Origin of the sequence: Halodesulfovibrio sp., assembly GCF_025210605.1 — a bacterium.
Taxonomy (GTDB): domain Bacteria; phylum Desulfobacterota; class Desulfovibrionia; order Desulfovibrionales; family Desulfovibrionaceae; genus Halodesulfovibrio.
Genome location: NZ_JAOARI010000002.1, coordinates 57,170 through 78,501, shown reverse-complemented (window position 1 = coordinate 78,501; position 21,332 = coordinate 57,170). Strand labels below are relative to the sequence as shown.

Sequence of the window (21,332 nt, the reverse complement as noted above, 5' to 3'; positions counted from 1 at the left end):
TATTAATTACGTGTTGTTTTGTTCTGCTTTATCAGACGATACCAAGCTAAATTTTGCTTGATTTGCTCACTGGATAAATCGATGCCGTATACTTTTTCTGCTTGCTCTGTTTTGTCTGCAAGTCCGTACGCTAAGGCAAGGTTATGGCGTATTCTGGCTGTGTTATATCCACGGCGCAGAAGACGGGATAACTTTTGGATAGCAATATCGTATTTGCCTTCGATTATATGCACGACTGCAATGTTGTTTTTGATTTCCATATCGTCTGGCGCAAGTTCCAGTGCTTTTTCCAATGCTTTTTTTCCACGAGATGTGTTGCCGGAAAAGCTGTACGTAGTGCCCAGCAGGTTCAAATATTGCGGATCATCTGCCCCGTACTGCTCGCCTTTTAAAAGAACATTCAGTGCCTTGGTGAAGTTTTCTTCTTTAGCAAAGCAACGACCAAGGCTCTTGGTAATGCCTGCGGGGTCTGCGTGTGAAATAGAGGATTCAGCAAACTGCTTTTCTGCTCGATTGCATTGTCCTGCCAATGCGTACACTTCACCTTGTTCAAAAAGGAGCACAGGGTCTTCCGGATGCAGCTCAAGTGCTTCACTGTACAGGCGGATTGCCGCACCATAGAGCTTATTTTTCTTGGCAATGCGCGCAAGATTTATGCTGCTTTCTTGCGGTGCAGCTGTTTCCATATGCTGAGTCTTTGTGCTGCATGCACCGAGCAAAAAACAGAGGGCTATTACTAGGATATTACGCATGGCTATTTTCCTCCCAGAATGCGAAGAGTCATGATAATTGGCGGGGCAACCATTAAGATTACCAGTGGAAAGAGTACAAACCCTACAAGAGGAAGACTCATTTTAGCGGGGAGTTTTCCTATGTGCTCTTCCAGTTCAAGTAGGCGGTTGGTTCGGCTTTCTGAAGCAATGCCGCGAAGTGGTTTACCGATTGGAGTTCCGTATCTATCGGATTGAGCAAGCGTATACGCCATGTTTTCCAGTTCCTGAATTTTGACTCGCGCTGCCAGATTGGTGAGCGCTTTTTTTCTGTCTCCGGTAACCAACAGTTCTGAGTGGGTGATCGTAAGTTCTTCTGATAAAGCAGGTGCGACGGTACGAATTTCGTTTCCCACACGTTCAATGGCTTTATCCAAAGTCAAACCAGCTTCAACGCACGCCACGAGCAGGTCGAGAGCATCTGGAATAGAACTGACAATTTCACGTTGGATTTTTTTTGCCCGTGAGGTCAGCCAGCGTTCTGGTAAAGAACTGCCGAACACAAAACCAAATGTACTGAATGCCACTGTTTGCAGAGTAAATCCTTTGCCAATGTACCAAAGGATAGAAGCCGCACCGCATAATCCGAGCAACCATTTGGCAACCGCCAGTAAAACGAGAGATTTTCGGCTCCTGAATCCTGCGGAAACAAGGAGTTCAGACATCTTTCGTTTACCGGATTGACCTAAAAGCAGGGTTGGAAGAATAGAAGCAGTCTCACTCAGCCACTGCGAAGAAGCAGATTGTGGAATATCCATTGCGCTTCTGAGTTTCTGATAAAAGAAATCCGAGCGGGAAGAGTGTGTATCCCATGCAAGCATGACTAACCCCGCCAACGATATCCCCAGCAACGAGAATGTCACGTCAGAGTGCTGCAACAGCATATTTTGTATAATATCTCGATTCATTATGCTGATATCCTCGTCATGCGGTATATTTGGAGCAGACCTATTAAGACGCTAGCCATTGCGTAGCCGAGAAGTGTTTTGCCTGTGCTGTCAGTAAAAAGAAAAAAGAATTGTTTCTTATTCAGCATGTAGAGCAGCCCTAAAAACACAGGAGGAAAGAAAGAAACAATGATGGCAGACATTCTAGGTTCGGCAGTGAGAGCTTGTACTTTGCGCTCCATATGCCTGCGTGAACGGAGCTTGTCACTAAGGTTACCCAATGACTCAGAAAGCTTGCCGCCTGTCTCGATGTTAAGACCCAGAATGATGGCAAAATAGTTGAATTCAGCAGATGGAATACGTCGAACCGCCTGTTCAAGAGCACTTCTGATTGGCATGCCGATTTTGATAGAGTCATGCATCACTTGAAATTCTTTACCAACTGCCCCTGTAATGCTTTCTGCCACATGTTCAAACGATGCAGGTAATGCAACACCTGCTGAAACAGCGCGCACGACAAGATCAATCGCAAGCGGTAAGTTTTGATCGAACTGCTTACGCATTAAGTGAAGTTTGTAGTTGTATCCACACAGGAGAACTCCGCCAGTTACAGTAACGCCAGCACCGCATGCCACCAGTTGTCCATACTGTGTGGTAAAAAAGTGTGATATTCCGCCACAAAGAATTGCCAGCAGGCAGACAGGCAGCAAGGCACGTATGCCGCCGACACCACTTGCTCTGTCACGGATTGTAAGCCAGAGAAGTTGTCTCCGGTTTGTGGTTTCTGTATCCGCAAAAGCCTGCTTATTATTATCTTCCTTTTGATGGGCAGAACCAAAGACAGCATTGAGCCGACGGGCAGCCAGTTTGTTTCCTGAACCGTCAGATGTAAAAATGAGCGCGCCACCCAGCAAAAGTGTGATGCAACCGGAAGTCAGTAAAGCAAATGTCATGGCTATACTCCGAGTGCATTCGCAAGTTTTTGCTCAAGCCCGAAGAACGCCGCTTTTTCGGTAAACATAGGACGGGCACTGCATGGAGTAAAAGAGCCGGACACTTCACCGGGCTTTGTTGTTTTTTCTTGCTGAAATGTGAAAAGCTCCTGCGTTACGATCGTATCGTTTTCCACACCTGTTATTTCTGTGATTGAAACAATGCGACGTACCCCGTCGCGCATGCGTTCAACTTGAACGATTATATTCACGGCACTTGCAATTTGTCTTCGTAACGCACTTACAGGAACCTGAGTTGCGTTGAGCAATAGCATATTCTCAAGACGCAGCAGGGCATCTTTAGGGGAGTTTGCATGGAGTGTGGACATAGAACCGTCGTGCCCTGTGTTCATTGCCTGCATCATTTCGAATGCTTCTGCGCCACGAACCTCACCGACAATAATTCTGTCAGGGCGCATACGCAGAGAGTTGATGAGCAAGTCCCGCAAGGTGACCTCTGCTGTGCCTTCTGTGGAAGGCGGTCTTGTCTCCAGTGTAACAACATGTGGCTGTAACAGGCGAAGTTCTGCGGCATCCTCAATAGTAACAATGCGCTCGTCAGGCGAAATAAGCTGTGACATAGCATTGAGCAGAGTCGTTTTACCTGCACCCGTACCACCGGAAACCAGTATGTTGAGCCTGCATTCTGCTGCAACTTGGAGCAATGACGCCATTTGAGCTGAAAGACTAGTGTGTTGCACCATACCTTCGAGCGAAATAGCATCCTTAGAAAATTTACGGATAGAAATACATGTGCCGCCAAGAGCAAGCGGAGGCGCGATGATGTTTACACGGCTGCCATCCAGCAGGCGTGCGTCAACCATCGGGCTGGATTCGTCAATACGTCTGCCCACAGTGCTGGCAATACGCTGAGCCACATGCTGAACGTGTGTGTTGTCGCGGAACGTAACATTGGAAAGTTCTAATTTTCCGTGTCGTTCAACAAATACCTGATCTGGGCCGTTGACCATAATATCCGTTATTGCTTCATCATTGAGAAGTTGCTGGATAGGCCCAAGACCGGTCATGTCATCAAGAATACTGCTAACAAGTCGTTGCAGCTCGGTTGCTGCAAGAGGGTATCCTTGCTCCTTGGCAACTTTTTCAAGAGCACGGTGGACTTGGTTCTCAAGCTCATCGTGGGTGAGTTGCGCAGCAACAGAAGCATCAATGCGATCAAGTGCAGTTTTGCGTAGGTTTCCTAGCTGCTCCAGCTGTTCTTTAGACGTAGCTGGTTGCTGTACCGAATGTTCATCAACATTGCGTGGTTGCTGAGGCACTACTGGTGGAATTGTGGCAGCAACCGGTTGTTGAAGGTCGCGCGTACTACTGCGTTGTTGTTTTCGACCAAACATACACTAAGCTCGTTTTTTAAGACGGGCTATCAACCCGCTTTTGTGGCGTCTGCCAATAAGTTTACATGCTAAAGAGTCTAATGAAGTTCCCAATTTACCTTTAACAAACTTTCCGGTGTCAGCAGCCAGCACAGCTGCTTTGGGGCTATGCGGAAGAATAATGTCTATTTCTTGTCCGGTAAGTTTTTTGAGATCAGTAAGCTTGATGTTTTCAACAGCAGTCGGGTGGATGCGGTTGACGCATACAATCGTTCTTGCACTGCCAGTTTTTTTCACCATTGAAAGAACTTCTTTTAAGCCCCGTGCCGAAGAAACTGTAGGAGTGAAAACAACAACGGCTATGTCAGCCATGCCAAGCATCTCCTGAACAGCTGGTGTTCCCAGACTGTGCAGCGGTGTGTCCCATAGTACAAAATTGTGGTGTTCACAGAGCTTTTCGTTCAATGCAGTAAGCGCATTTGTAGATACTGGCGCATTAGGAGTTTCAAAGCCAAGATTGCTTTTCAGCAAAGAGAGATTTTTTGAAACCGCGTCTGTGGCGTGATCCACGAGCATTGTCCGCGCACGTTGTTCATCGGTGAGCAGCATATCCAAGGTGTTTGCCGCTTTTGTGTTGAGCAGCATGTCCAAGTCACCGCAGTGTCTGTCTAAATCTGCGATAACTGTGCGACAGCCATATTTACTGGAAAGTAAGCTGCCGAGGCTTGCAGTTACCGTTGAAACACCACACCCGCCCTTTGTGCCGATGATTGGTACAAGTCTTCCAGAACTTTTTCTGTCGTTTGTAGATAATGAAAGAGCGCATTTGATGGTGCGTTCCAATAGTCCATTATCAACAGGGAATGACAGATAATCTGAAATACCCATGTTCATAAGTTCGCGGTACAAATCAATGTTGTTATGCGTACCGAATGCAAGAACTTTTGTACCCGGTTCTACGTGGTTTGCTAGAGAATCCAGTTGCAATACCGGTTCAAGCTCTTTGCTGATATCGATAATGAGCAACTTTGGAGAAGGTGTTTTGATGCAGTATTCTTTGGCATCCTCGACGGTTCCGGATTTTATGAAAATATTATCAGTGAACCCAAGGAGCGAGAGCGTATACGAGATATCATCCGCTAATTGGGGATTACTGATAAAACCGGCAACGGTGTGAACTTGATTAGTCGTGCGGGAAAAAAGCATGTTACTTGTCCCCGTCTTTTTTATTTGAATTATTTGCGCTGCTGTCAGAGTTTGATGAACCTGACTTTTCTACAGTGAGCCCATGGTAGCGTTTAATTACCGCGGTGTGGTATCGCCCGTCAGCAGGTGCAAGTTCTTGGCGAACCGCACTATTCTTAGGATTTGCAATCATTGCCCCGATATTTGCATTAACGCTGCTGCCGTCTACAGTGCGTGAGTTGGCAAGTTCGTATGACTTGGAAGGGAAGTCCCATGTGGCAGGAGCAGGCGGAATGATCGTATAGCCTTGAAGAGTGATTTCTGTATGGCGCAGCAGTTTATCCGGCGCTTTTATCGCAAGTCGTGCACCGGGAATACATAGAGCCTGCAACGCTTGACGCACTGCTGTTGCAGAAATCTGGTTTGGTAATGTTGATGTTGAAACAATAAATACGGGTTTGGAAATATCACTGTGTTTATTAGCAAAATTCTGAACCGTTGCTTGAAGCACTGCCTGTGAGGTAATTGTTTTTGTCGGTAGTGCAAGAGAATATGCCACAAGAGCAGATCTGTATTGGGCACTGCTCATTGTATCAGTGTAGGTCTTTGTGCATCCGGTTGCGAACAAGAGCATACCGGTCAGCAGGATTGTGAGTATATTGTGCATTCCAGATTCTCGCATGTTAAAAATAAAAGCCTGCTTTTCCTTCTAACGGACGGGAAGGAAGAGATTCAAGTGGGGTAGTCGTTACGGAATTCTGTGCATTTGGCGCAACCCGTTTTTGTAATCTTCCAAACAGGAGACGCTCAAATGGCGGAGCAGTAAGAACACCGTCAGTAGGCAGCGTGTAATCTTTTTCAAGCCCCGGCTTCACAAGATTAACTGTGCAGATAATGACCAGCTCTGTTTCTTCTTTCTGGTATTGCGTGGAGCGGAAAAGAGCACCAAGCACAGGAATATCACCGAGAAACGGGAAGCGGTTGGCTAGGTTGTTTTCGCGATTTTTAAACAGTCCGGCTAAAACAAAGCTTTGCCCGTCTGCAAGTTCCACGTAGGTATCTGCACTATTTCGTGTGAAGGTAAATGCTCCACTCATTTCTGGAGAAGACGCGACAACGCGGCTTACTTCTGGCTGCACATGCAGGCTGATTCGACCTGATGAAAGAATTGTTGGTTCCACAGAGAGCAGTACACCAAAATCTTTGTATTCAATCTGTGCAGGCTGGTTAGCAGCAACAGGAATTGAGACAGGAACCTGACCACCGGCGTTGAATGTAGCTTTCTTGCCGGAAAGAACCGTAAGGTTTGGTTCTGCAAGTGTCGTTAGCAGACCGTCGCCGCTCAGCGCGTTGAAAATGGCATCCTGACTGATAGTGAATGAGAAGCCCAAGTTGCTACCCATTGCAGTTTTAGCGGAACCAAAGTTGCCTGTGAAAAGTGTTGATGCAGAAATAGAACCCAGTGAGTCCCAGTTCAGCCCAAGTTTTTCTGTGGCATTGCGCGACACCTCTGCAAAGCGAACCTTGATGTTTACTTGCGTAGGCATAGTGACACCGTATTGAATTACGATATTTTTAGCATTAGGTTCGTAGCTGTTTGCGATTAAAGAAACCATGTCTGCTTCTTGCGGTGTGGCAACCGTGCCTGAAACGTACAATTTACCACGTAATGTTCTGGCGGTGATACAGCTGTGGGGCAGTTCTTTTTTTACTGTAGAAAGAAAGCCGTCAATGTCATGGCTAGCCACGATATTGATTTTGCTGATAATATGTCCATTTTCGTCAAGAGCGTACGCAGTAGTCTTGCCCGCCTTATTTGCGAAAAGAAACATAGTTGAAGGTGACGGTAACTGAAGGTCGGCAATGGAAGGATTAGCAATCATAACGGTTTTAGCTGGAACATGCAGGCTGACAAGCTGTCCTGTGCCGACAGGAATTGTTACGGTTCTTGCCTGAGCAATGGTGGCAGCAAAAAGCAACAGAGTAGTAAAGACAATAGTAAAATATTTTTTATTCATTGGAGTTACTCTGTTCGTTATTTGTGCTTTCTTCTTTTTCTTCCTGCTTGCTGTTGTCATTAAGCGGGTAGCCTTCAACATCTTTCAGGGAACCACGCAAAATGGTTGTGCCGCGAGTCGGTCCCAGATTTTTGAACTGCGGGAAGAGTTGTTCTGCTGTTGTATGCTGTTTTTTGCTCGCAAGGTCGTTAGCATTTGCGCCACGCATGAGGAGCATAATTTTGCCAATTCCTGCTGCAAGCGTGACTTTTTCTGCGTCGGTGTCTCGTATTTCCAAAACCATAGGAATTTGTGAGGAAAAAGAGCCGCTTTCGTTTTCATCCAACGTCGGTTTTTTACTACTGCCAACAGCGAGGATACGGGCATGCTGTGTGAGCAAGGTTGCCGTTATATCCTTCAGCATTGCTGGAGTGCGTTTACCGTTTGCTTCTTGATATGCTTCAAATTCGTTGCGGTCAGGAAACGTCGCAATAAGAGCAAGGTCAACGATGTCGCCCGGGCGGTAAATTGCTGCACTGGTTCCTTCTCGCCAGATCGGAATACTGATTCCGCGATGCCCTGTGCGGATAGCAATTGCCATAAAGCCAGCTTCGTCTGGTGCCACAATTTGCGCACGTTCAAGAAGCTGATTTGCAGAAATTGGTTCTGCGGCAATTGTTCCGGCAAGTCCTTCAAACGACGTAACTCCGTTGATGCTTGCATCCGAAGAGACTGGCACGTTTACCTTGCTAAGATGCCGTCTTGAAATGAACGCTCCATATGGAATATCCTGACGTGTCACAAATACGGACGTCATTTGTTCTGGCTTAGCAGCAGGAACTTCTTCCCTCGCAATCGCTTGTATCGGTGTTTTGGTTGGTTCGGTGGTGAGCGATTTAAAGGCTAGGTAGCCAAAAATGCACACAGCCGCACAAAACGAAAAAAAAAAGAATTTGCGCATAGCGTTATGACAGCCAAGCCAACGTTGTTTCATCAATTGCCGAGATTGCATGAACGAAACGACGTATAAGCGCGCTGTGCTCTCCTAGTGTGTCTGTTTCCAAAAAAATAAAATAATCTCGTATGTTGCCCAAACTATTCGAGATGATTTTGAATGTCCTTATCAGTTGATAGAGAAAAAAATAGCGCTACTTTTGGGTCAGCTTAGTGGTGACTTGTTCAAACGCAGCTTTAAGTGCCTTGCCAATTTCACCGTCTTCACCAGCGAGCATTGAGATAAGACCAGCAAGACCAACAGCAAGTGCAGCATATTCAATGGCTGTGATGCCTCGTTCGTCCTGCTTGATTCGATGCAGGAAGGCGTGCATTCGGGTCTCAAGAGAGCAATAGTATCGGGTAAACATAAAGACTCCTATATATTGTGTGCTTTTTTAAAATGCTGGATAGCCTCGAACACCGTTTAGGGGAGGAAAAAATCATTGTCAAGCTAAATGAAATCAATTTTCAAAATCAACAAAGTTGTTTTCTTTGTAAATTTTTTACGCTAAGTGTAAGTCGCCCAAACGTATTCGAGACGGTTTCAAGGAGTTATTATGAAAAGGCTTCTGCCTATAGCCGTCTTATTGCTATTTTTCTGCTCAACGTTCTTAATCCCAGCAGTAGCTTCTGCGGGAAGTATTGAATGGAAGGGGCAGACGTGGAGTTCTTCCGATAGTATTATTTCGTTTGAAAAAACGGCAGACGGAACTTTGAAGATAAAAAACTCATCTTCTTGGAGTTCTGGTACGGTAAAGGTGAGCACCAAAGGTAAAAGTGGTGTAAACCTTACCTTTAAAAACAATGTGAAAGCTCAGGGACGGGTGGAGTTAAAATATAAAGATAAAAATGATAATAATTACATAAATATATCACAGGTTTCAGATTATAGCGGTAACCAATGGACTCGTACTCTTTCGGGTAGAAAGGGATGGAGCTATGCTTTTTCTTCCAAGTCTGAAAAAGTTAGTCTTAACAAGTCAAACCCGGGTGTAATCACTTTTTCAAGATCGGGTAGTAGTGACAATTTGCAATGCTCTTTTGGTGGGTTATCTGTTGATAATGTCAACTTTGGCTCCGGTGTAGACTTCACTGAACTTCGGATTTCAATAAATGGTTACGCAAAAGAACTTGAACTCACCGACTTCAGTTTTCCTGATGCTGGCGGTGGCAGCGATGTTAAACATACCGTAAGTATTACAGCCGAAGCCAATGGCTCAGCTTCTGCTTCAGGTGATGTTGAGGTTACAGAAGGTAACGACTACCCAATAACGTTTACGCCAGATGCTGGCTATGTTGTTGATAAAGTATTTGTGGATACAGTTGATAAAACAAACACATTGACTGACGGTGATGGATTCAAAAAAATACTGACCATCAGTAAAATTGCAAAATCTCATTCAGTACGAGCCACGTTTAAACAGCACCCTCCACTTGATGTCACAGTAACTGTTAAAGGCAACGGTACGGTTACTTCTGGTGACGTCACTTTGAACGATGCGAACTCCAGCCATGTGTTCTCGGTTCCATACGATGGTTCAGTGGCACTTGCGTATACAGCTGCTGATGGCTATCAGCTTAAAGAAATTCGAGAAGACGGTTCCAAAATCTCTAGTCCTAGCAATCCACATGTTGTGGATAATGTGACTCGTTCGATTCCTGTTTCAGTAGAATTTGAAAAAGAGAAATTTGACATTGTAATCACGAAATCAGGTTACTCAGGGACGGTAAGTCCTTCATCTCCTAAGGTTGTACGCGGCGAAGATCAACGCATTACTTTTACGTCTGCGTATAATACCGCTGTCGGAGCTGTCATCATTGACGAGGGTACAGATGATGAAAAAACGTATTACGGTATTCCTTCATATACATTCAAAAATGTAACAAAGGCGCATACTGTCAAAGTAGACTTTGTTGCTTCTAAATATACAGTTACCCCAACTGCTCCAACCAATGGTACTATCTTCCCATCTAGCGCTGTAAAAGTTGCTCAAAACGGAAAAGCAACATTCTTCTTTACGCCTGCATCCGGCTATACAGTAAAGCAAGTTATGGTCGGCGGAAATAAAGTAGCCGACAGTGTTTCTGAATACACAGTTGAAAATATAGGCGAGAATAAAACGATTGCTGTTGAATTTAAAAGCAGTTCATCCTCTTCCTCTGACTACACAATTACTCCGCAGACCACTGCTGGTGGTTCAATCAGCCCTTCTTCTCCTGTAGATGTTGCTTCTGGCGGAACCCAGAAATTTACCTTTACTCCTGACAGCGGTTATGTCGTAAAAGAAGTTCAGGTAGACGGTAGCAAAGTTGCAGGTAATGTTTCATCGTTTGATGTCACCAACGTGCAAAAAAATACCACAATCAAAGTTGTCTACGAAAAAGTTGCTGTGACACGCACCATTACGGTGTCCAGTAATGCTGGTGGTAGTGTTTCTGAAGAAGGTACGGTTACCGTTGCTGATGGCAGCAGTAAAACATTTACCTTCACACCGGATGTTGGATACGAAATCAAAAAAGTTATGGTTGATAACTCGCCAGTAACTGTTGCTTCCAGTTATCAATTTACTTCAATTTCTCAGAATCACACACTGGCTGTTGAGTTTGCCAAAAAACAGTACACAGTAAATATTACTTCTCCTTCTCACGGTACTGTAACTGCGTCTGCAAATTCTGTTGAACATGGTGGTAGTGTTACTTTTACAGTAACGCCTGCTGCTGGGTACACCCTTTCTTCTTTTAAAGTTAACAACAAAACCGTTGCGGTTACCAGTAACAAAACAACCGTTTCACCAGTAACCGGAAATGTAACTGCTGTGGCTACTTTTGTTCAAGCTTCAAATGATTCTGACAACGACGGAATTGAAGACTCATGGGAGCAGACACATTTTGGCTCCCTCTCAAAAGATGGCACAGGGGATACGGACAATGACGGTTTGAGCGACATTGAAGAATACCGTCAGGGTGCTGACCCTAATGATAACGACTCTGATGATGACGGTATGACTGACGGATGGGAAGTTGATAACGGTCTTTCAGTCAATGTGAATGACGCAAATGGCGACAAAGACGGTGACGGAGCGTCTAACCTTCAAGAGTTCCAGAAAAACACTGACCCAGATGACGCACACAGCGTTCCTAGCGCAAGCAAAGGAAAAATGCCTGTACCAGTCATGTCGTTACTTATGAGCTAATACAACGTGCAGACTGTTTACGTCGTAATTCCTAACTATAACGGAGTCCGATTGCTTGCTGAGTGCATCCACTCAGTGCAGTCGGGCTCCGGCTATTTCTTGCATATAGTCGTTGTGGATGATGCCTCGGACGATGCTTCCATGCGTATTTTGCAGCAGTTTTTACGGGATATTACTGTGATACAGCTTCCGGAAAACAGGCGGTTTGCAGCGGCAGCCAATGTCGGCATTGAATACGCGTTGACTCACGGTGCGGATTACATATTTCTTCTCAATTCTGATGCGCAGGTGTCCGAAGGATGTTTGCTTCAATTGTTAGATTTTATGAACGCAAATCTGCGTGTTGCTGCGTGTCAGCCCTTGTTAGTGGATAAGTACTCCCCTGAATATATTCAGTCTGCCGGAGTTCGATGTTCATTCACGGGGCGAGGATGGGATAACTTGATGGGAGCGCGGGTGGAGTGTTGTCCGCATGATACTGAAGAAGCGCAAAAAATTGCGCTAGCTCCACTGCTAAGAACAGTGCCTTCACCGTTTCCTATTGTTGGATGTACAGGGGGCGCAGTTTTTTTCAGGGCAGAGGCGCTCATCAGAACGTTGGAATTCGAGCAAGTTTTTGACGAGTCGTTAGGGATGTACGCAGAAGACCTTGATTTGGCTTTCAGGTTTCATCAACGGTATGCAGCAACACGACTTCCTTTCTGGTGCATTCCCTGCGCTATGGTTTTGCATTCGGGCAGTGAGAGTACCCGTTTATTAGGTATTGGCTGGAAGATTGCGCTCACAGAAAAAAACGCAGTGCAAATGATTCTTCGGTACTTTCCTGCCATGTATGTTGGTGTAGCGATATGTGTTTTTCTCGGCACTGCTTTGATGATGGCTTTGGTGCAAACATTTCGAGGACAGCCGAAAATCGCTTTAGCAACGCTGCAAGGTGTCGGTAGAGGGCTTGTAGATGGTCTGCGCATGTTTAAACGCAAACGAGTACCTTTTTCGTATAGGCGCTTTTATGAACTTGTAGATTGGAACAGGATACTTCCTCCAAAACGTACAACTGAGGAACGGGTGATATGACGTATTCACATGCCTTGGTGTATGCCTTTGTCAAAGCAACTGCTGAATTGAAAGCAGAGCATGAGCGGTATTGGTTGGGGTTTGTCTGGTGGCTGTTTGAGCCATTGCTTCAGCTTATTACATTATATGTACTCTTTGGTCTTTTTTTGCAGCGTGGTGGCGAAGGATTCGTACCTTTTTTACTTGTGGGTATAACCTGTTGGAAAGGTATTTCGTCGTTAATTTTGCATGCAGCTCCTTCGGTGATGCAACATCGGAATATTCTGTTGCAAACATCGCTTGCTGAATGGGTGTTTCCTATAGCTGCTGTCATTGCTGATGGTGTTAAGATAGCAGGCGTGTTTGTTGTACTTTGTGCAACAATTGCGTTGTATGCAGGGATGACTCTCTGGTGGGCAACGTTGCCGCTATTGTTGCTTGTGTTGCTTGTGTTTGGAACAGGGTTAGGTTTGTTGCTGGCAGCAATCATGCCGTTAATACCTGACCTTCGATTTGTTGTTGAAAGCTTATTACAAGTAGGTTTTTGGGCTGCTGGAGTCTTTTTTTCAGCAAAGGAACTTCCAGAATCATTGCAAGTAGTTTTCTACATGAACCCCGCAGCGTGTTTGCTTGAAAATTTTCGAACAATAATGCTGACTGGTGCAGCACCTAATCTGCTTTTTGTCACATACCCTTTAGTAGTAGGCGTAACGTGCGGTGCGCTCGGTATATGGTTGATGCAAAGGCTACGTGGAGAATATGTTAAGCTATGAGACCAGAACTGTACGATGTTTCCGTTAACGCAGGAAACACGCAAACCGCTTTAGTGCATACGGCGAAGGAAGGTTGTACGCAGCCGCACTTAGATACCAGCGACGTTGTGCTTGCTGCAACGCATGTAGACTGCGCCTATCGCAAGCGTTCAGGCTTTTTACGTTCTGTTGAAAAAGTTGTGCTGCGAGATGTTTCGTTTGCGTTGCACAAAGGAGAAGTGCTGGGGATTGTAGGGGCTAATGGGGCAGGTAAATCCACATTGCTCCGTGTATTAGCTGGCGTGCTTGCTCCAGCAAAGGGAAGTGTAGAAAAGTACAACTGTTCAAGTGCACTGCTTTCGTTGCAAGGAGGTTTGCTCCCCTATCTTTCAGGGTATGATAATGCGTTGCTCATGGGGGTTTCATTAGGAATTTCAAAAAGGGAAATGCAAAAGAGATTGCCAGCTGTGCAGGAATATTCTGGATTAGGCGATGCTTTTTATGACCATATACGGGAATATTCTTCAGGAATGCGTGCGCGGCTGTGTTTTTCTGTGGCTGTTCAAATAGAAACAGACATTCTTTTGATTGATGAGATGCTCAGTGTGGGGGATGCTGTATTCAGAGAGCAGTCTTTATCGACAATACAGGAACGAATTCGGAGCGGCTGTGCTACGGTGCTCGTTTCGCACAATATTCAGTTAATCCAACGAATATGTACTTCCGTAATACGCATTGCTGATGGCACTATTTCGGAAAAAATACACGTTGAGCAGGGACAAGCATGTAGGCAGAAATTAGTACAGATGAGCAGATGATGTGCTCACTTTTTATTCTGCTGGGTGTAGTTATAACTTGTTTGTTGTAAAATATCGTACGTTTTTTGTGCCGTTTTTTTCCAGCTAAATTTTTTTGCCTGCACAAATCCTGCTTGTTTGTATCGTGCTCGATCTTCTTTTCGCAGTGCGTTTAAAGCATGTCGGATAGTTTCGGGCGATACCGCACCGTTAATATAGTAAACAGCATCGCTTCCTACTTCCGGTAAACTCGCATTTCTAGCGGTAATTACGGGACACCCACATTGCATTGCTTCTAATACAGGAAGCCCGAATCCTTCGTATGCGCTCGGATAAATAAGGCATGTTGCGTTGCTATATAAATGAGCAAGAAGCGTATCTGAAACATGTCCAAGAGGGATTATTTTTTCGTGATGTTGAATAGATTTTCCCCAACCATTCCAACCAGCGACAAGCAGGGGAAGGTCATTTTGTGCACACACAGCCGCTACAACTTGGTCGAGATGCTTACGTGAGTCGTTGCTTCCTACGAACAGATAATACGCATCAGGAAGTTCGGGAATGTTCGATTGTTGGGCAAAAATATCCGGTGACGCACCGAGATGTATCGGCGTAACAGGGATGTCAGATAATTCGGGGAATACAGAATGAAATTCTGTGCGGGTGAACTCTGACACAGTGATGATGTGATCTGCCAGCGAAGCTCTTTTAGCGAAGTAGGTTTCGGTAAACAGAACCCGTTCTTTAGGGTGCCATTCTGGGTGACGCTGCAGGGACATGTCGTGCACGGTGAAAACTGTAGGAATATGCGCTGCACAGGCAAACGGAAAAAAGCCTGTTTCGTGGTAGACATCAAAGTCGCCAATAACGTTTGCAATGGCACGTTCCCGTTTTATTTGCACAGCATTACGGACAGAACATGCAATAGATGGGGGCAGTTTCCAGAATACGTCAACAAGCGCATTCCAGCCGGATATGTTTTGGGGACCTGAGGGTGGCGTTGAAAGACAATTTTTGCCGTCAAAAAATGTCACGTTAATGGCTGAGCCATATTGCGCCTGCATAGTTGCATAAAGCATGTACGTGTAGCGCGCAATGCCAGTATGAACATTGGTAAGTGGAATTGCATTAACGAGAATATTAAGTGGCATACTATCATGGGTGCACCCTGCCGAATGCAGAGTGCACCGTTGTATTATTTAGTGATGTAAAGACCTTTGCAGCCAACGGTTTTGTTACCGGTAGCGCCAGTATCTTGATAGTACCCTTTTACTTTCATGCCGGAAGATTTGGCAGTGAGGGCTACTGCGAGCAGTTCTTTACGAATACTTGCCTGAACAAACGTTACTCGTGTTGTTGTGCCGGAATCTGATTTGAGAACCGCAAACCAGTTGTCAGGGCCTGTAATACCAACCTCTTCCACGCTAGCTGTGTGCCAGCCCCATTTGGCATTAACGTCGCCTGCGGCAAAAGCAGGACTGAGCGATGTGAAAAGTAGTGCTGTGCATACTGCCAGTGCAGCAGTAAGACGTATCATTCCACGTTTCATGAAATTCTCCTTAGATAGTGTTGTAGAGTTATCAGATGGATAAAGGGATAAAAACGAAATTCATTTTCAGTGCATAGCTATACATATCCTAGCGCGTGCATTCCGTTGGCACATGCGGTTTGAATGTACTGCTGTTCACTTGGTAACAAGGATTTAGTGTATGCATTGCGTTCCGCATATACATAGCCTTCTGGAATGGTGAGCTTGTCAGGATCTTCATGAACATGATGCAGCAAGCCGGAAAGTGTCTGCTGCGGATATGTTGTAAGCTGAAGATATGGGATCGTATAAACAGATTCCGGATACAGCTTTGAAAAGTCACGCATCATTATGTAGCTGTCGTTCCAGTAATTTATTGCTGCTGTCAGCGTCATTGAGGGCATGACCACGCCTTTACGCAAACTCGCAGCAACATTAAGCGGATTTCGGTGAATATGAACAAACGTCGCTTCTGGATATGCTTCTTTCAATAAGAATAATCCGTAAATATTCTGTGGTGTTTTATCGAACCAGCGCCCCGAAGGATTCCTTTGTTTTGCAAGGTATAGCTTGCAATAGGCGTCTTGTAGTTCTTTACGATTTTGCGCAGAAGTAAAGATAGAAAAAAATTCTTCTTCAGTGATTTGATCTAACCGTCTGCTTTCTTTTAAATCACCGTTATTTTTGTACAGCGCTGTGTACCGCGGCGTTGCAAACGGGTCTGACCATCTGAAAAAGTGTGATTCTTCTGCTCCCTCTAAACGGGGGTGCATTCGCAGAATATCCCGCAGAAGCGTTGTTCCTGAGCGCACACATCCAACAAGAAAGAATGGTGTACTCTCCGTTCCGTAGGACACAGTTGCTCTTTCTGTATTCGCTACTGTGGAATTGAGCACCCCCTGAGTATTGGATGAATCAGGTACATGCTGTGCAAACTTGCCACTACGGTGCGGGCTATGAAAAAAGTTGTGTAAAAACATTGCAGTATTGTTGTGCATAATTTTTAGTGAGCATTTCCGGTATAAATGAGTTCACAGCTTGCTGGTACTCGGCGTGATTATTTGTAACATACGTTATCTTTTCTGTGAGTTCAGAAGACGTGCAATTGTTCATCACTGCACCTACGTTGTGCGCTTTCACTATGTCAGCTGGATTTCCGTGGGGGCCGCAAATAATAGGAGCCTTAAGAATGCATAAAGCTTCGTATGCTGTGTAGCAGAATGTTTCCGGCCAAATAGATGGAATACATACAATATCTGCCGGATACTGTTGAGACATAGCGTGTAGTTCTTCGCGTGAAAAATAGCGCCGCAAGATGACACCGTTCGGTAGGGTAAAGTTGGACTCTCCCCAAACTTCACAGACAAATCCCAACGATGAAAGTTGCTCAAAGGATTTCAGAACAAGCTTGCTTCCTTTGGCTTCTGTAAGTCCCCCGAGAAAAACGACTCGCGGCGATTCGCTGCGGGACTCTTTGGGTTCCGATACAGGGATTGGCAGCATGTGCGAGTGCGTTGTCAGCTTTTCTGAAAGGTTTTGTACTTCGTCTTTAAAAATGCGTTGTATGATCTGTGCAGTGGAGTCAGACGGCGTGATGACTGTTTCGCATGTAGTAAACAATCGAGCGTATTGCACTCTGTGTGCGAACATACCGTGTTCATGCTCGCAGCCAGTACACTCTGCTATTGATTGACTTGCGCAGTATTCTCCATCCCGCAGAAGGTTCCAGGAAGGACATACACAATTGAAATCGTGCACGGTGAAGACCTTGGGGCAATCTGTCCAGTCAGTAAGAGCAGCCATTGTACTCTCTGTAAATCCTTCCAAATGGTGTATATGCACAAGGTCAGCACGCTGCAAAATTGATGGCAGCATGTAGTCGATAAGCTGTTTTGGTATCGGCATCGAAAAAACTGATTCAAACGGCGGTACAATGAGATTGAGGCGTAGTCCGTCAACGTCTGGAGTAAGCCAGAGTGCTTCAATATTGCCGTGCTCAAGCTGCGTTGCTGTCAGAGTTCGCACATGCAACTCTGTGCCTCCAAGATGATTCATGGGAGACTTATGCAGTACGTGCAAAATTGTTTTACGTTGTGCGTAATGTTTGCTGCGTCCTAAAATATTCCAGAGAAGAACATTGCGCTCTGTATCCAGCGCGTTACTGTGAATATACCGCTCTACCTGTGCTGAATATCCACGATGCTTCTTGTTAAGCTTTGCGAGATTGTTGGTAAGTGCCTGTTTTTTTTCTTCAGACGTGAAGGATTGCGTTTCAGCATGATGCACATACGTTTCTGTGCAAATTACATGGTGAAATCCTTTTTTTATGGCACGCTGTGACCAGTCATTTTCTTCCCCGTAGCCTTTGCCGAATGTTTTTTCATCCAGCATGCCGACTTTATTCAGTGCCGAGCGCTTTATGTACATGCAAAAGCCCACACCTGTAGGCACAGATTGAACTGGAGTCGCAATGGCTGTCTGTTCCACAATGGCGGTGAGATCACGTACGGGCACTTGGAAGATCGTGTCGGAACCGTCAGGCCAGTTCAGCAGGCTGGCAATGCTGCCTCTGTTGGTAAAAGGAGTAACAGAAGCAATCTGGCTGTTTCGATAGGCAGTATGTTGCAGGACATGAAAGCTTCGTGCCCAGATTTCAGTATCTGAGTTCAGCAGAACAACATCCTGTTTTTCAGCCATCGTGATCCCGCGGTTCGCGGTTCCTGTAAAGCCGAGGTTCTTTCTATTGGCAGTGATAGTGACATCGGGACGAGCACAAAAGGCGTGCATTGCGAATAGATTTTCAACAGCCGGATCTGGTGAAGCATCGTTAATAATAAGAAACTGCACGTTTTTTTCTGGTGCTGGATAGCTGCTCATAAGGCTGTTGAAACAATTTTCAAGAGCCGTAACGCCGTTGTATACCGGAATAACAATACACAGCGGGTGCTCCATTCGTTCTGGAATCACAGGGGCAGTGTGCGGCAATGCAATATCTACCGTATTGTTGGTTCGCTTGGGTGATTTTAAAACGTTATGAAGCTTTTTGAACCATCCCATATGTTCAATTGGTTGAAGAAAAAAGCGTGCAGTGCGCCATGTAATACTGTTTCGTATTTCATCCAGTGCAAACCGGAGTGATTCATTTTCATGTCGAATTTGTTGCACTGTTCCACGCAATCCAACTGCGGATTGTGTCGCGTTTTCCAAGTATGACCGTTGATGCGCTGTGTAGGTCGCCTGCTCTGTAAGGTCTTTTTCTATCTTTGAAATATGCTGCTGAAGTGCCTTAAGCTTGCCTTCATATTTTTGGGCAAGATGTGCTGCGTTGCGTTCGTGTATTGCCTGAGACTCTTCAAGCTGCATTGTCAGGTTGGCTATGGTGGCACGGTGCTGCTTGTTTTCCACAGAAAGTTCGTCAATCTGTGTTGTGAGTTGATGAGCTTTTTTTTCTACTGCGTGCGTCTTTTGTTTTTGTGGCGCAACTGCTTGCAGAAGTTGCGCGATGAGCGCGTTATAGTGGTTTGTACCAGCACCTGTAGCAGGTAGCTCAATGTATTCAAGGGTAATGTCTACAGCGGTGGCGTCAGGGGTGAGTGTGAACTCTATCTGAGGGTCTTCTTGAAATAAAAACACTGAATCTTGTTCAGATAACGCGCTGTGCCTTTTGGGAAAAATTTGTGTTGATGTGGTGTCATTGCGCTCTGCTGCATAGTCGAGATGACAAACACACGGCGTATCACCGGTATCTAGACGAATACGGGTGACTTGTTTTTGCGGAAGTTCAAACGTCGTTTTTACAGCGCCGTGCGGCACCATCTGATGCAGCTTTTCGTGTTCATTAAATCCAGAGCCGCTGTCATAGTACAATTGCAGACAGAAGGATTTTGTTGATAAACAGCATGAAGAGTTCCTTTCAGCTTCGCAGGCAAGAGCGCTTTTAGCCTCACATGCTGATGCCTCAGAGAATGTGTTCGAAAGAATGCTACCTAACCCATAGGACTCCCAGCAGGTTGCAAACCAGCTTTGCGTAACAGCTGATACAGGTTCTCTCGTTGCATGCTGCAAGGCGTCATACAAAGGAAGAAGCAGCGGTAGCTGCGCAGAATATTCTTCAAGTTCTGAGCGTTCTGAAATGGAAAGGCATTTCTTTACATCCAGAAAATTTGTGACGAAGTCCTCAATCCCATCTTCGATATTTGTTTCTTGAGCTGTATTTGTTGCGCTATGTTGCAATACGTTCAAGGCAACAAGGTCATCGTGTAACTTGTACAGTGTGTTGTGAGGATGCTGCAATAACGTTTCATATTCTACAACAATGGTGTTGTTCCAATCTACTGTTGCAGCCATGCTGAGCATATGCTCAATCCATAACGCCAGCCCTTTAATAACTGGAATACCGTTTCTTCGTGCCAAAGATCGTGCAGAATCTAGTGGATTGCGCAAGGTAATCACATAGCGTGCGTCAATCCGTTCTTTGTGCTCTTGTATTACGGTTTGCCAAAAAGGAAGCAGTCGCGAAGTACGCGGGTCTTTAAATGCAAAAGGTACAGAAGACGTCTGTTGCTGTATGAAATCAATGCCGCGTTTACGCAATGATTCTGGAAGTGCAGTTGTTGTTTTTGAAGCAATAAGCGGAGAATCCCATTGTATCTGCAACCACTGCAAGACTGCTTCATTGATGGCAACAGCTTCTGTGTGCTCCCAATATCCGGTCGGGTTGCCGGAGTCCGCAGGCATAAGTGAGTCTCCAAGCGCAACCCCAAGTGTAGAAAGAGCCTTGGTAACTGTGCTTGTTCCGTTTCTATGCATCCCGCCAATACATATGATGATTGGGGAGTTAGGGGCTGTGATTGTATTTAACGCAGACATGATACGGGCACTGATGCCAGATTTCTTTTATGAATGCAAATGAAAATCATAATCAAATGAACAGTGTTCGAGAAAAGTTGCTTTTACGTAAAGATTTCTTGACAGCTCGGAGAAAAGGCTATTAGTAGACCCAATTTGAGAACGACTTTCAATATCGAGTCTTAAATGAAAAAAGATACAATTATGCTTTGGAGCAGTGTGCTAGGCGCGGCGTTACTATTGGTAAGTGCGCTTATTGCATTGCGGATGCCGGAGCAGAACATTCACAGACAAAACATCCAGAACGTTTCTACAAAGCCTGCCAGAAGCTTGGCGTCATATTCCGGTATCGTAAAACGTAACCCGTTTGCGTTGATGTCGCCCAATAAAAAAAAGGCAATAGCTAACTTACCCCGCGTATCAAAACTATATAGGTTAGTGGGCACTATTGCTTCGCAAGATGCGACTGGCGGAATGGCAATCATAGAAAAGAAAGGCGGTATGCAAGGCGTGTTTTCAAAAGGGGATATAGCCTTTGGTGCTCGCCTTGTAGAGATTCGTGATAAAGCGGTTGTCTTGCGTCGAAATAACACATTGGAAGTTCTTGCAATGGATCCGGAAGCTCTGGCTGCACAAGCTGGAAAAAGTAAAAAAGCGGCAGGTGCGGTCGCTAATACTGCGCGTTTGTCCGGTTCCATCAATAAAGCTGCAATCATGAAAGTGCTTGGCAGTCCTGATTCCTTAGCACGAGAGATAGTGCTGCTCCCCGGTAAGCGAAAAGGGCTTTCGGGTGTTTTCATTAAGAATATTAACCCAAGTGGATTGTTAGAGAAATCAGGGCTAAAAAAAGGAGACTTGCTGCTTACAGCTAACGGCAAGCCTTTTTCTATGCGGGGCGGTGTAGCCAATTTGCGCTCTATGCTGAATAGACAGAAGGTAACTATCACGCTGCTTCGCGGAACTGCCAAAAGAACGCTTGAGCTTGCAATATACTAGGTG

At 45.3% G+C, this 21,332-nt stretch carries 18 protein-coding genes; 5 read left to right on the top strand and 13 right to left on the bottom strand.

Translation table 11 applies throughout. The features are described 5' to 3' along the window. Positions 1 to 2 precede the first annotated feature (2 nt). From N4A56_RS00405 to N4A56_RS00365, 9 genes are all read right to left on the bottom strand, one after another. Positions 3 to 752, bottom strand: coding sequence for a tetratricopeptide repeat protein (locus N4A56_RS00405; RefSeq protein ID WP_295544195.1), 750 nt, complete (start codon positions 750 to 752; stop codon positions 3 to 5). Between the two features lie 2 nt (positions 753 to 754). Beyond that, positions 755 to 1,678, bottom strand: a complete 924-nt coding sequence (locus tag N4A56_RS00400; protein WP_295544193.1) for a type II secretion system F family protein — start codon at positions 1,676 to 1,678, stop codon at positions 755 to 757. After that, positions 1,678 to 2,610 carry a type II secretion system F family protein gene (locus tag N4A56_RS00395; protein WP_295544191.1) on the bottom strand — a complete coding sequence of 311 codons (933 nt, stop codon included), beginning with the start codon at positions 2,608 to 2,610 and terminating at the stop codon, positions 1,678 to 1,680. The genes N4A56_RS00400 and N4A56_RS00395 overlap by 1 nt, the downstream gene beginning before the upstream one ends. 2 nt (positions 2,611 to 2,612) lie before the next feature. Beyond that, a complete protein-coding gene (locus N4A56_RS00390; RefSeq protein WP_295544189.1) occupies positions 2,613 to 4,004 on the bottom strand; it encodes a CpaF family protein in 1,392 nt (463 codons plus the stop codon). A 3-nt stretch (positions 4,005 to 4,007) separates the two neighbouring features. Further along, positions 4,008 to 5,189: an AAA family ATPase gene (locus N4A56_RS00385; protein ID WP_295544186.1), complete on the bottom strand. Its 1,182-nt coding sequence runs from the start codon at positions 5,187 to 5,189 to the stop codon at positions 4,008 to 4,010. A 1-nt stretch (position 5,190) separates the two neighbouring features. Further along, positions 5,191 to 5,835: a hypothetical protein gene (locus N4A56_RS00380; RefSeq protein WP_295544184.1), complete on the bottom strand. Its 645-nt coding sequence runs from the start codon at positions 5,833 to 5,835 to the stop codon at positions 5,191 to 5,193. Positions 5,836 to 5,851: 16 nt separating this feature from the next. After that, entirely contained in the window at positions 5,852 to 7,186 is a 1,335-nt protein-coding gene (locus N4A56_RS00375) for a type II and III secretion system protein family protein (RefSeq protein WP_295544182.1), read from the bottom strand. Next, a complete protein-coding gene (cpaB, locus tag N4A56_RS00370) occupies positions 7,179 to 8,159 on the bottom strand; it encodes a Flp pilus assembly protein CpaB (protein WP_295544180.1) in 981 nt (326 codons plus the stop codon). Before cpaB ends, N4A56_RS00375 begins: the two co-directional genes overlap by 8 nt. A gap of 154 nt (positions 8,160 to 8,313) precedes the next feature. Next, positions 8,314 to 8,529 (bottom strand): Flp family type IVb pilin, encoded by a 216-nt coding sequence (locus N4A56_RS00365; RefSeq protein ID WP_293670118.1) that lies wholly within the window; start codon positions 8,527 to 8,529, stop codon positions 8,314 to 8,316. A 189-nt stretch (positions 8,530 to 8,718) separates the two neighbouring features. Between N4A56_RS00365 and N4A56_RS00360 the strand changes: the two genes are divergently transcribed. From N4A56_RS00360 to N4A56_RS00345, 4 genes are read left to right on the top strand one after another with little or no spacing between them, the layout of a single operon-like run. Then, the gene (locus N4A56_RS00360; RefSeq protein WP_295544178.1) at positions 8,719 to 11,355 is read left to right on the top strand and encodes a hypothetical protein; all 2,637 of its coding nucleotides are present in this window, start codon (positions 8,719 to 8,721) and stop codon (positions 11,353 to 11,355) included. Positions 11,356 to 11,361: 6 nt separating this feature from the next. After that, on the top strand, positions 11,362 to 12,429 hold the full coding sequence (locus N4A56_RS00355) for a glycosyltransferase (RefSeq protein WP_295544176.1): 1,068 nt from the start codon (positions 11,362 to 11,364) through the stop codon (positions 12,427 to 12,429). Next, positions 12,426 to 13,181: an ABC transporter permease gene (locus tag N4A56_RS00350; protein ID WP_295544174.1), complete on the top strand. Its 756-nt coding sequence runs from the start codon at positions 12,426 to 12,428 to the stop codon at positions 13,179 to 13,181. The genes N4A56_RS00355 and N4A56_RS00350 overlap by 4 nt, the downstream gene beginning before the upstream one ends. Next, complete coding sequence (locus tag N4A56_RS00345) at positions 13,178 to 13,978, top strand: ABC transporter ATP-binding protein (RefSeq protein WP_295544172.1); 801 nt, start codon at positions 13,178 to 13,180, stop codon at positions 13,976 to 13,978. The genes N4A56_RS00350 and N4A56_RS00345 overlap by 4 nt, the downstream gene beginning before the upstream one ends. Positions 13,979 to 13,983: 5 nt before the next feature. Here the strand turns inward: N4A56_RS00345 and N4A56_RS00340 are convergent, their stop codons facing one another. The 4 genes from N4A56_RS00340 to N4A56_RS00325 form a co-directional block, all read right to left on the bottom strand. Next, on the bottom strand, positions 13,984 to 15,108 hold the full coding sequence (locus tag N4A56_RS00340; protein WP_295544169.1) for a glycosyltransferase family 1 protein: 1,125 nt from the start codon (positions 15,106 to 15,108) through the stop codon (positions 13,984 to 13,986). Positions 15,109 to 15,152: 44 nt separating this feature from the next. Then, positions 15,153 to 15,506 (bottom strand): hypothetical protein, encoded by a 354-nt coding sequence (locus N4A56_RS00335; RefSeq protein ID WP_293670106.1) that lies wholly within the window; start codon positions 15,504 to 15,506, stop codon positions 15,153 to 15,155. Between the two features lie 77 nt (positions 15,507 to 15,583). Then, the gene (locus tag N4A56_RS00330) at positions 15,584 to 16,342 is read right to left on the bottom strand and encodes a sulfotransferase (RefSeq protein ID WP_295544166.1); all 759 of its coding nucleotides are present in this window, start codon (positions 16,340 to 16,342) and stop codon (positions 15,584 to 15,586) included. A 97-nt stretch (positions 16,343 to 16,439) separates the two neighbouring features. Further along, positions 16,440 to 20,354 carry a glycosyltransferase gene (locus N4A56_RS00325; protein WP_295544164.1) on the bottom strand — a complete coding sequence of 1,305 codons (3,915 nt, stop codon included), beginning with the start codon at positions 20,352 to 20,354 and terminating at the stop codon, positions 16,440 to 16,442. Positions 20,355 to 20,519: 165 nt separating this feature from the next. On the opposite strand from N4A56_RS00325, the gene N4A56_RS00320 reads away from it, so the two are divergent. Beyond that, entirely contained in the window at positions 20,520 to 21,329 is an 810-nt protein-coding gene (locus tag N4A56_RS00320) for a type II secretion system protein N (RefSeq protein WP_295544162.1), read from the top strand. Positions 21,330 to 21,332 lie beyond the last annotated feature (3 nt).

Excerpts from the sequence above, each read along its gene's own strand:
- N4A56_RS00405 (WP_295544195.1), bottom strand. The coding sequence starts at position 752 with ATGCGTAATATCCTAGTAATAGCCCTCTGTTTTTTGCTCGGTGCATGC.
- N4A56_RS00400 (WP_295544193.1), bottom strand. The coding sequence starts at position 1,678 with ATGAATCGAGATATTATACAAAATATGCTGTTGCAGCACTCTGACGTG.
- N4A56_RS00395 (WP_295544191.1), bottom strand. The coding sequence starts at position 2,610 with ATGACATTTGCTTTACTGACTTCCGGTTGCATCACACTTTTGCTGGGT.
- N4A56_RS00390 (WP_295544189.1), bottom strand. The coding sequence starts at position 4,004 with ATGTTTGGTCGAAAACAACAACGCAGTAGTACGCGCGACCTTCAACAA.
- N4A56_RS00385 (WP_295544186.1), bottom strand. The coding sequence starts at position 5,189 with ATGCTTTTTTCCCGCACGACTAATCAAGTTCACACCGTTGCCGGTTTT.
- N4A56_RS00380 (WP_295544184.1), bottom strand. The coding sequence starts at position 5,835 with ATGCACAATATACTCACAATCCTGCTGACCGGTATGCTCTTGTTCGCA.
- N4A56_RS00375 (WP_295544182.1), bottom strand. The coding sequence starts at position 7,186 with ATGAATAAAAAATATTTTACTATTGTCTTTACTACTCTGTTGCTTTTT.
- cpaB (WP_295544180.1), bottom strand. The coding sequence starts at position 8,159 with ATGAAACAACGTTGGCTTGGCTGTCATAACGCTATGCGCAAATTCTTT.
- N4A56_RS00365 (WP_293670118.1), bottom strand. The coding sequence starts at position 8,529 with ATGTTTACCCGATACTATTGCTCTCTTGAGACCCGAATGCACGCCTTC.
- N4A56_RS00360 (WP_295544178.1), top strand. The coding sequence starts at position 8,719 with ATGAAAAGGCTTCTGCCTATAGCCGTCTTATTGCTATTTTTCTGCTCA.
- N4A56_RS00350 (WP_295544174.1), top strand. The coding sequence starts at position 12,426 with ATGACGTATTCACATGCCTTGGTGTATGCCTTTGTCAAAGCAACTGCT.
- N4A56_RS00345 (WP_295544172.1), top strand. The coding sequence starts at position 13,178 with ATGAGACCAGAACTGTACGATGTTTCCGTTAACGCAGGAAACACGCAA.
- N4A56_RS00340 (WP_295544169.1), bottom strand. The coding sequence starts at position 15,108 with ATGCCACTTAATATTCTCGTTAATGCAATTCCACTTACCAATGTTCAT.
- N4A56_RS00335 (WP_293670106.1), bottom strand. The coding sequence starts at position 15,506 with ATGAAACGTGGAATGATACGTCTTACTGCTGCACTGGCAGTATGCACA.
- N4A56_RS00325 (WP_295544164.1), bottom strand. The coding sequence starts at position 20,354 with ATGTCTGCGTTAAATACAATCACAGCCCCTAACTCCCCAATCATCATA.
- N4A56_RS00320 (WP_295544162.1), top strand. The coding sequence starts at position 20,520 with ATGAAAAAAGATACAATTATGCTTTGGAGCAGTGTGCTAGGCGCGGCG.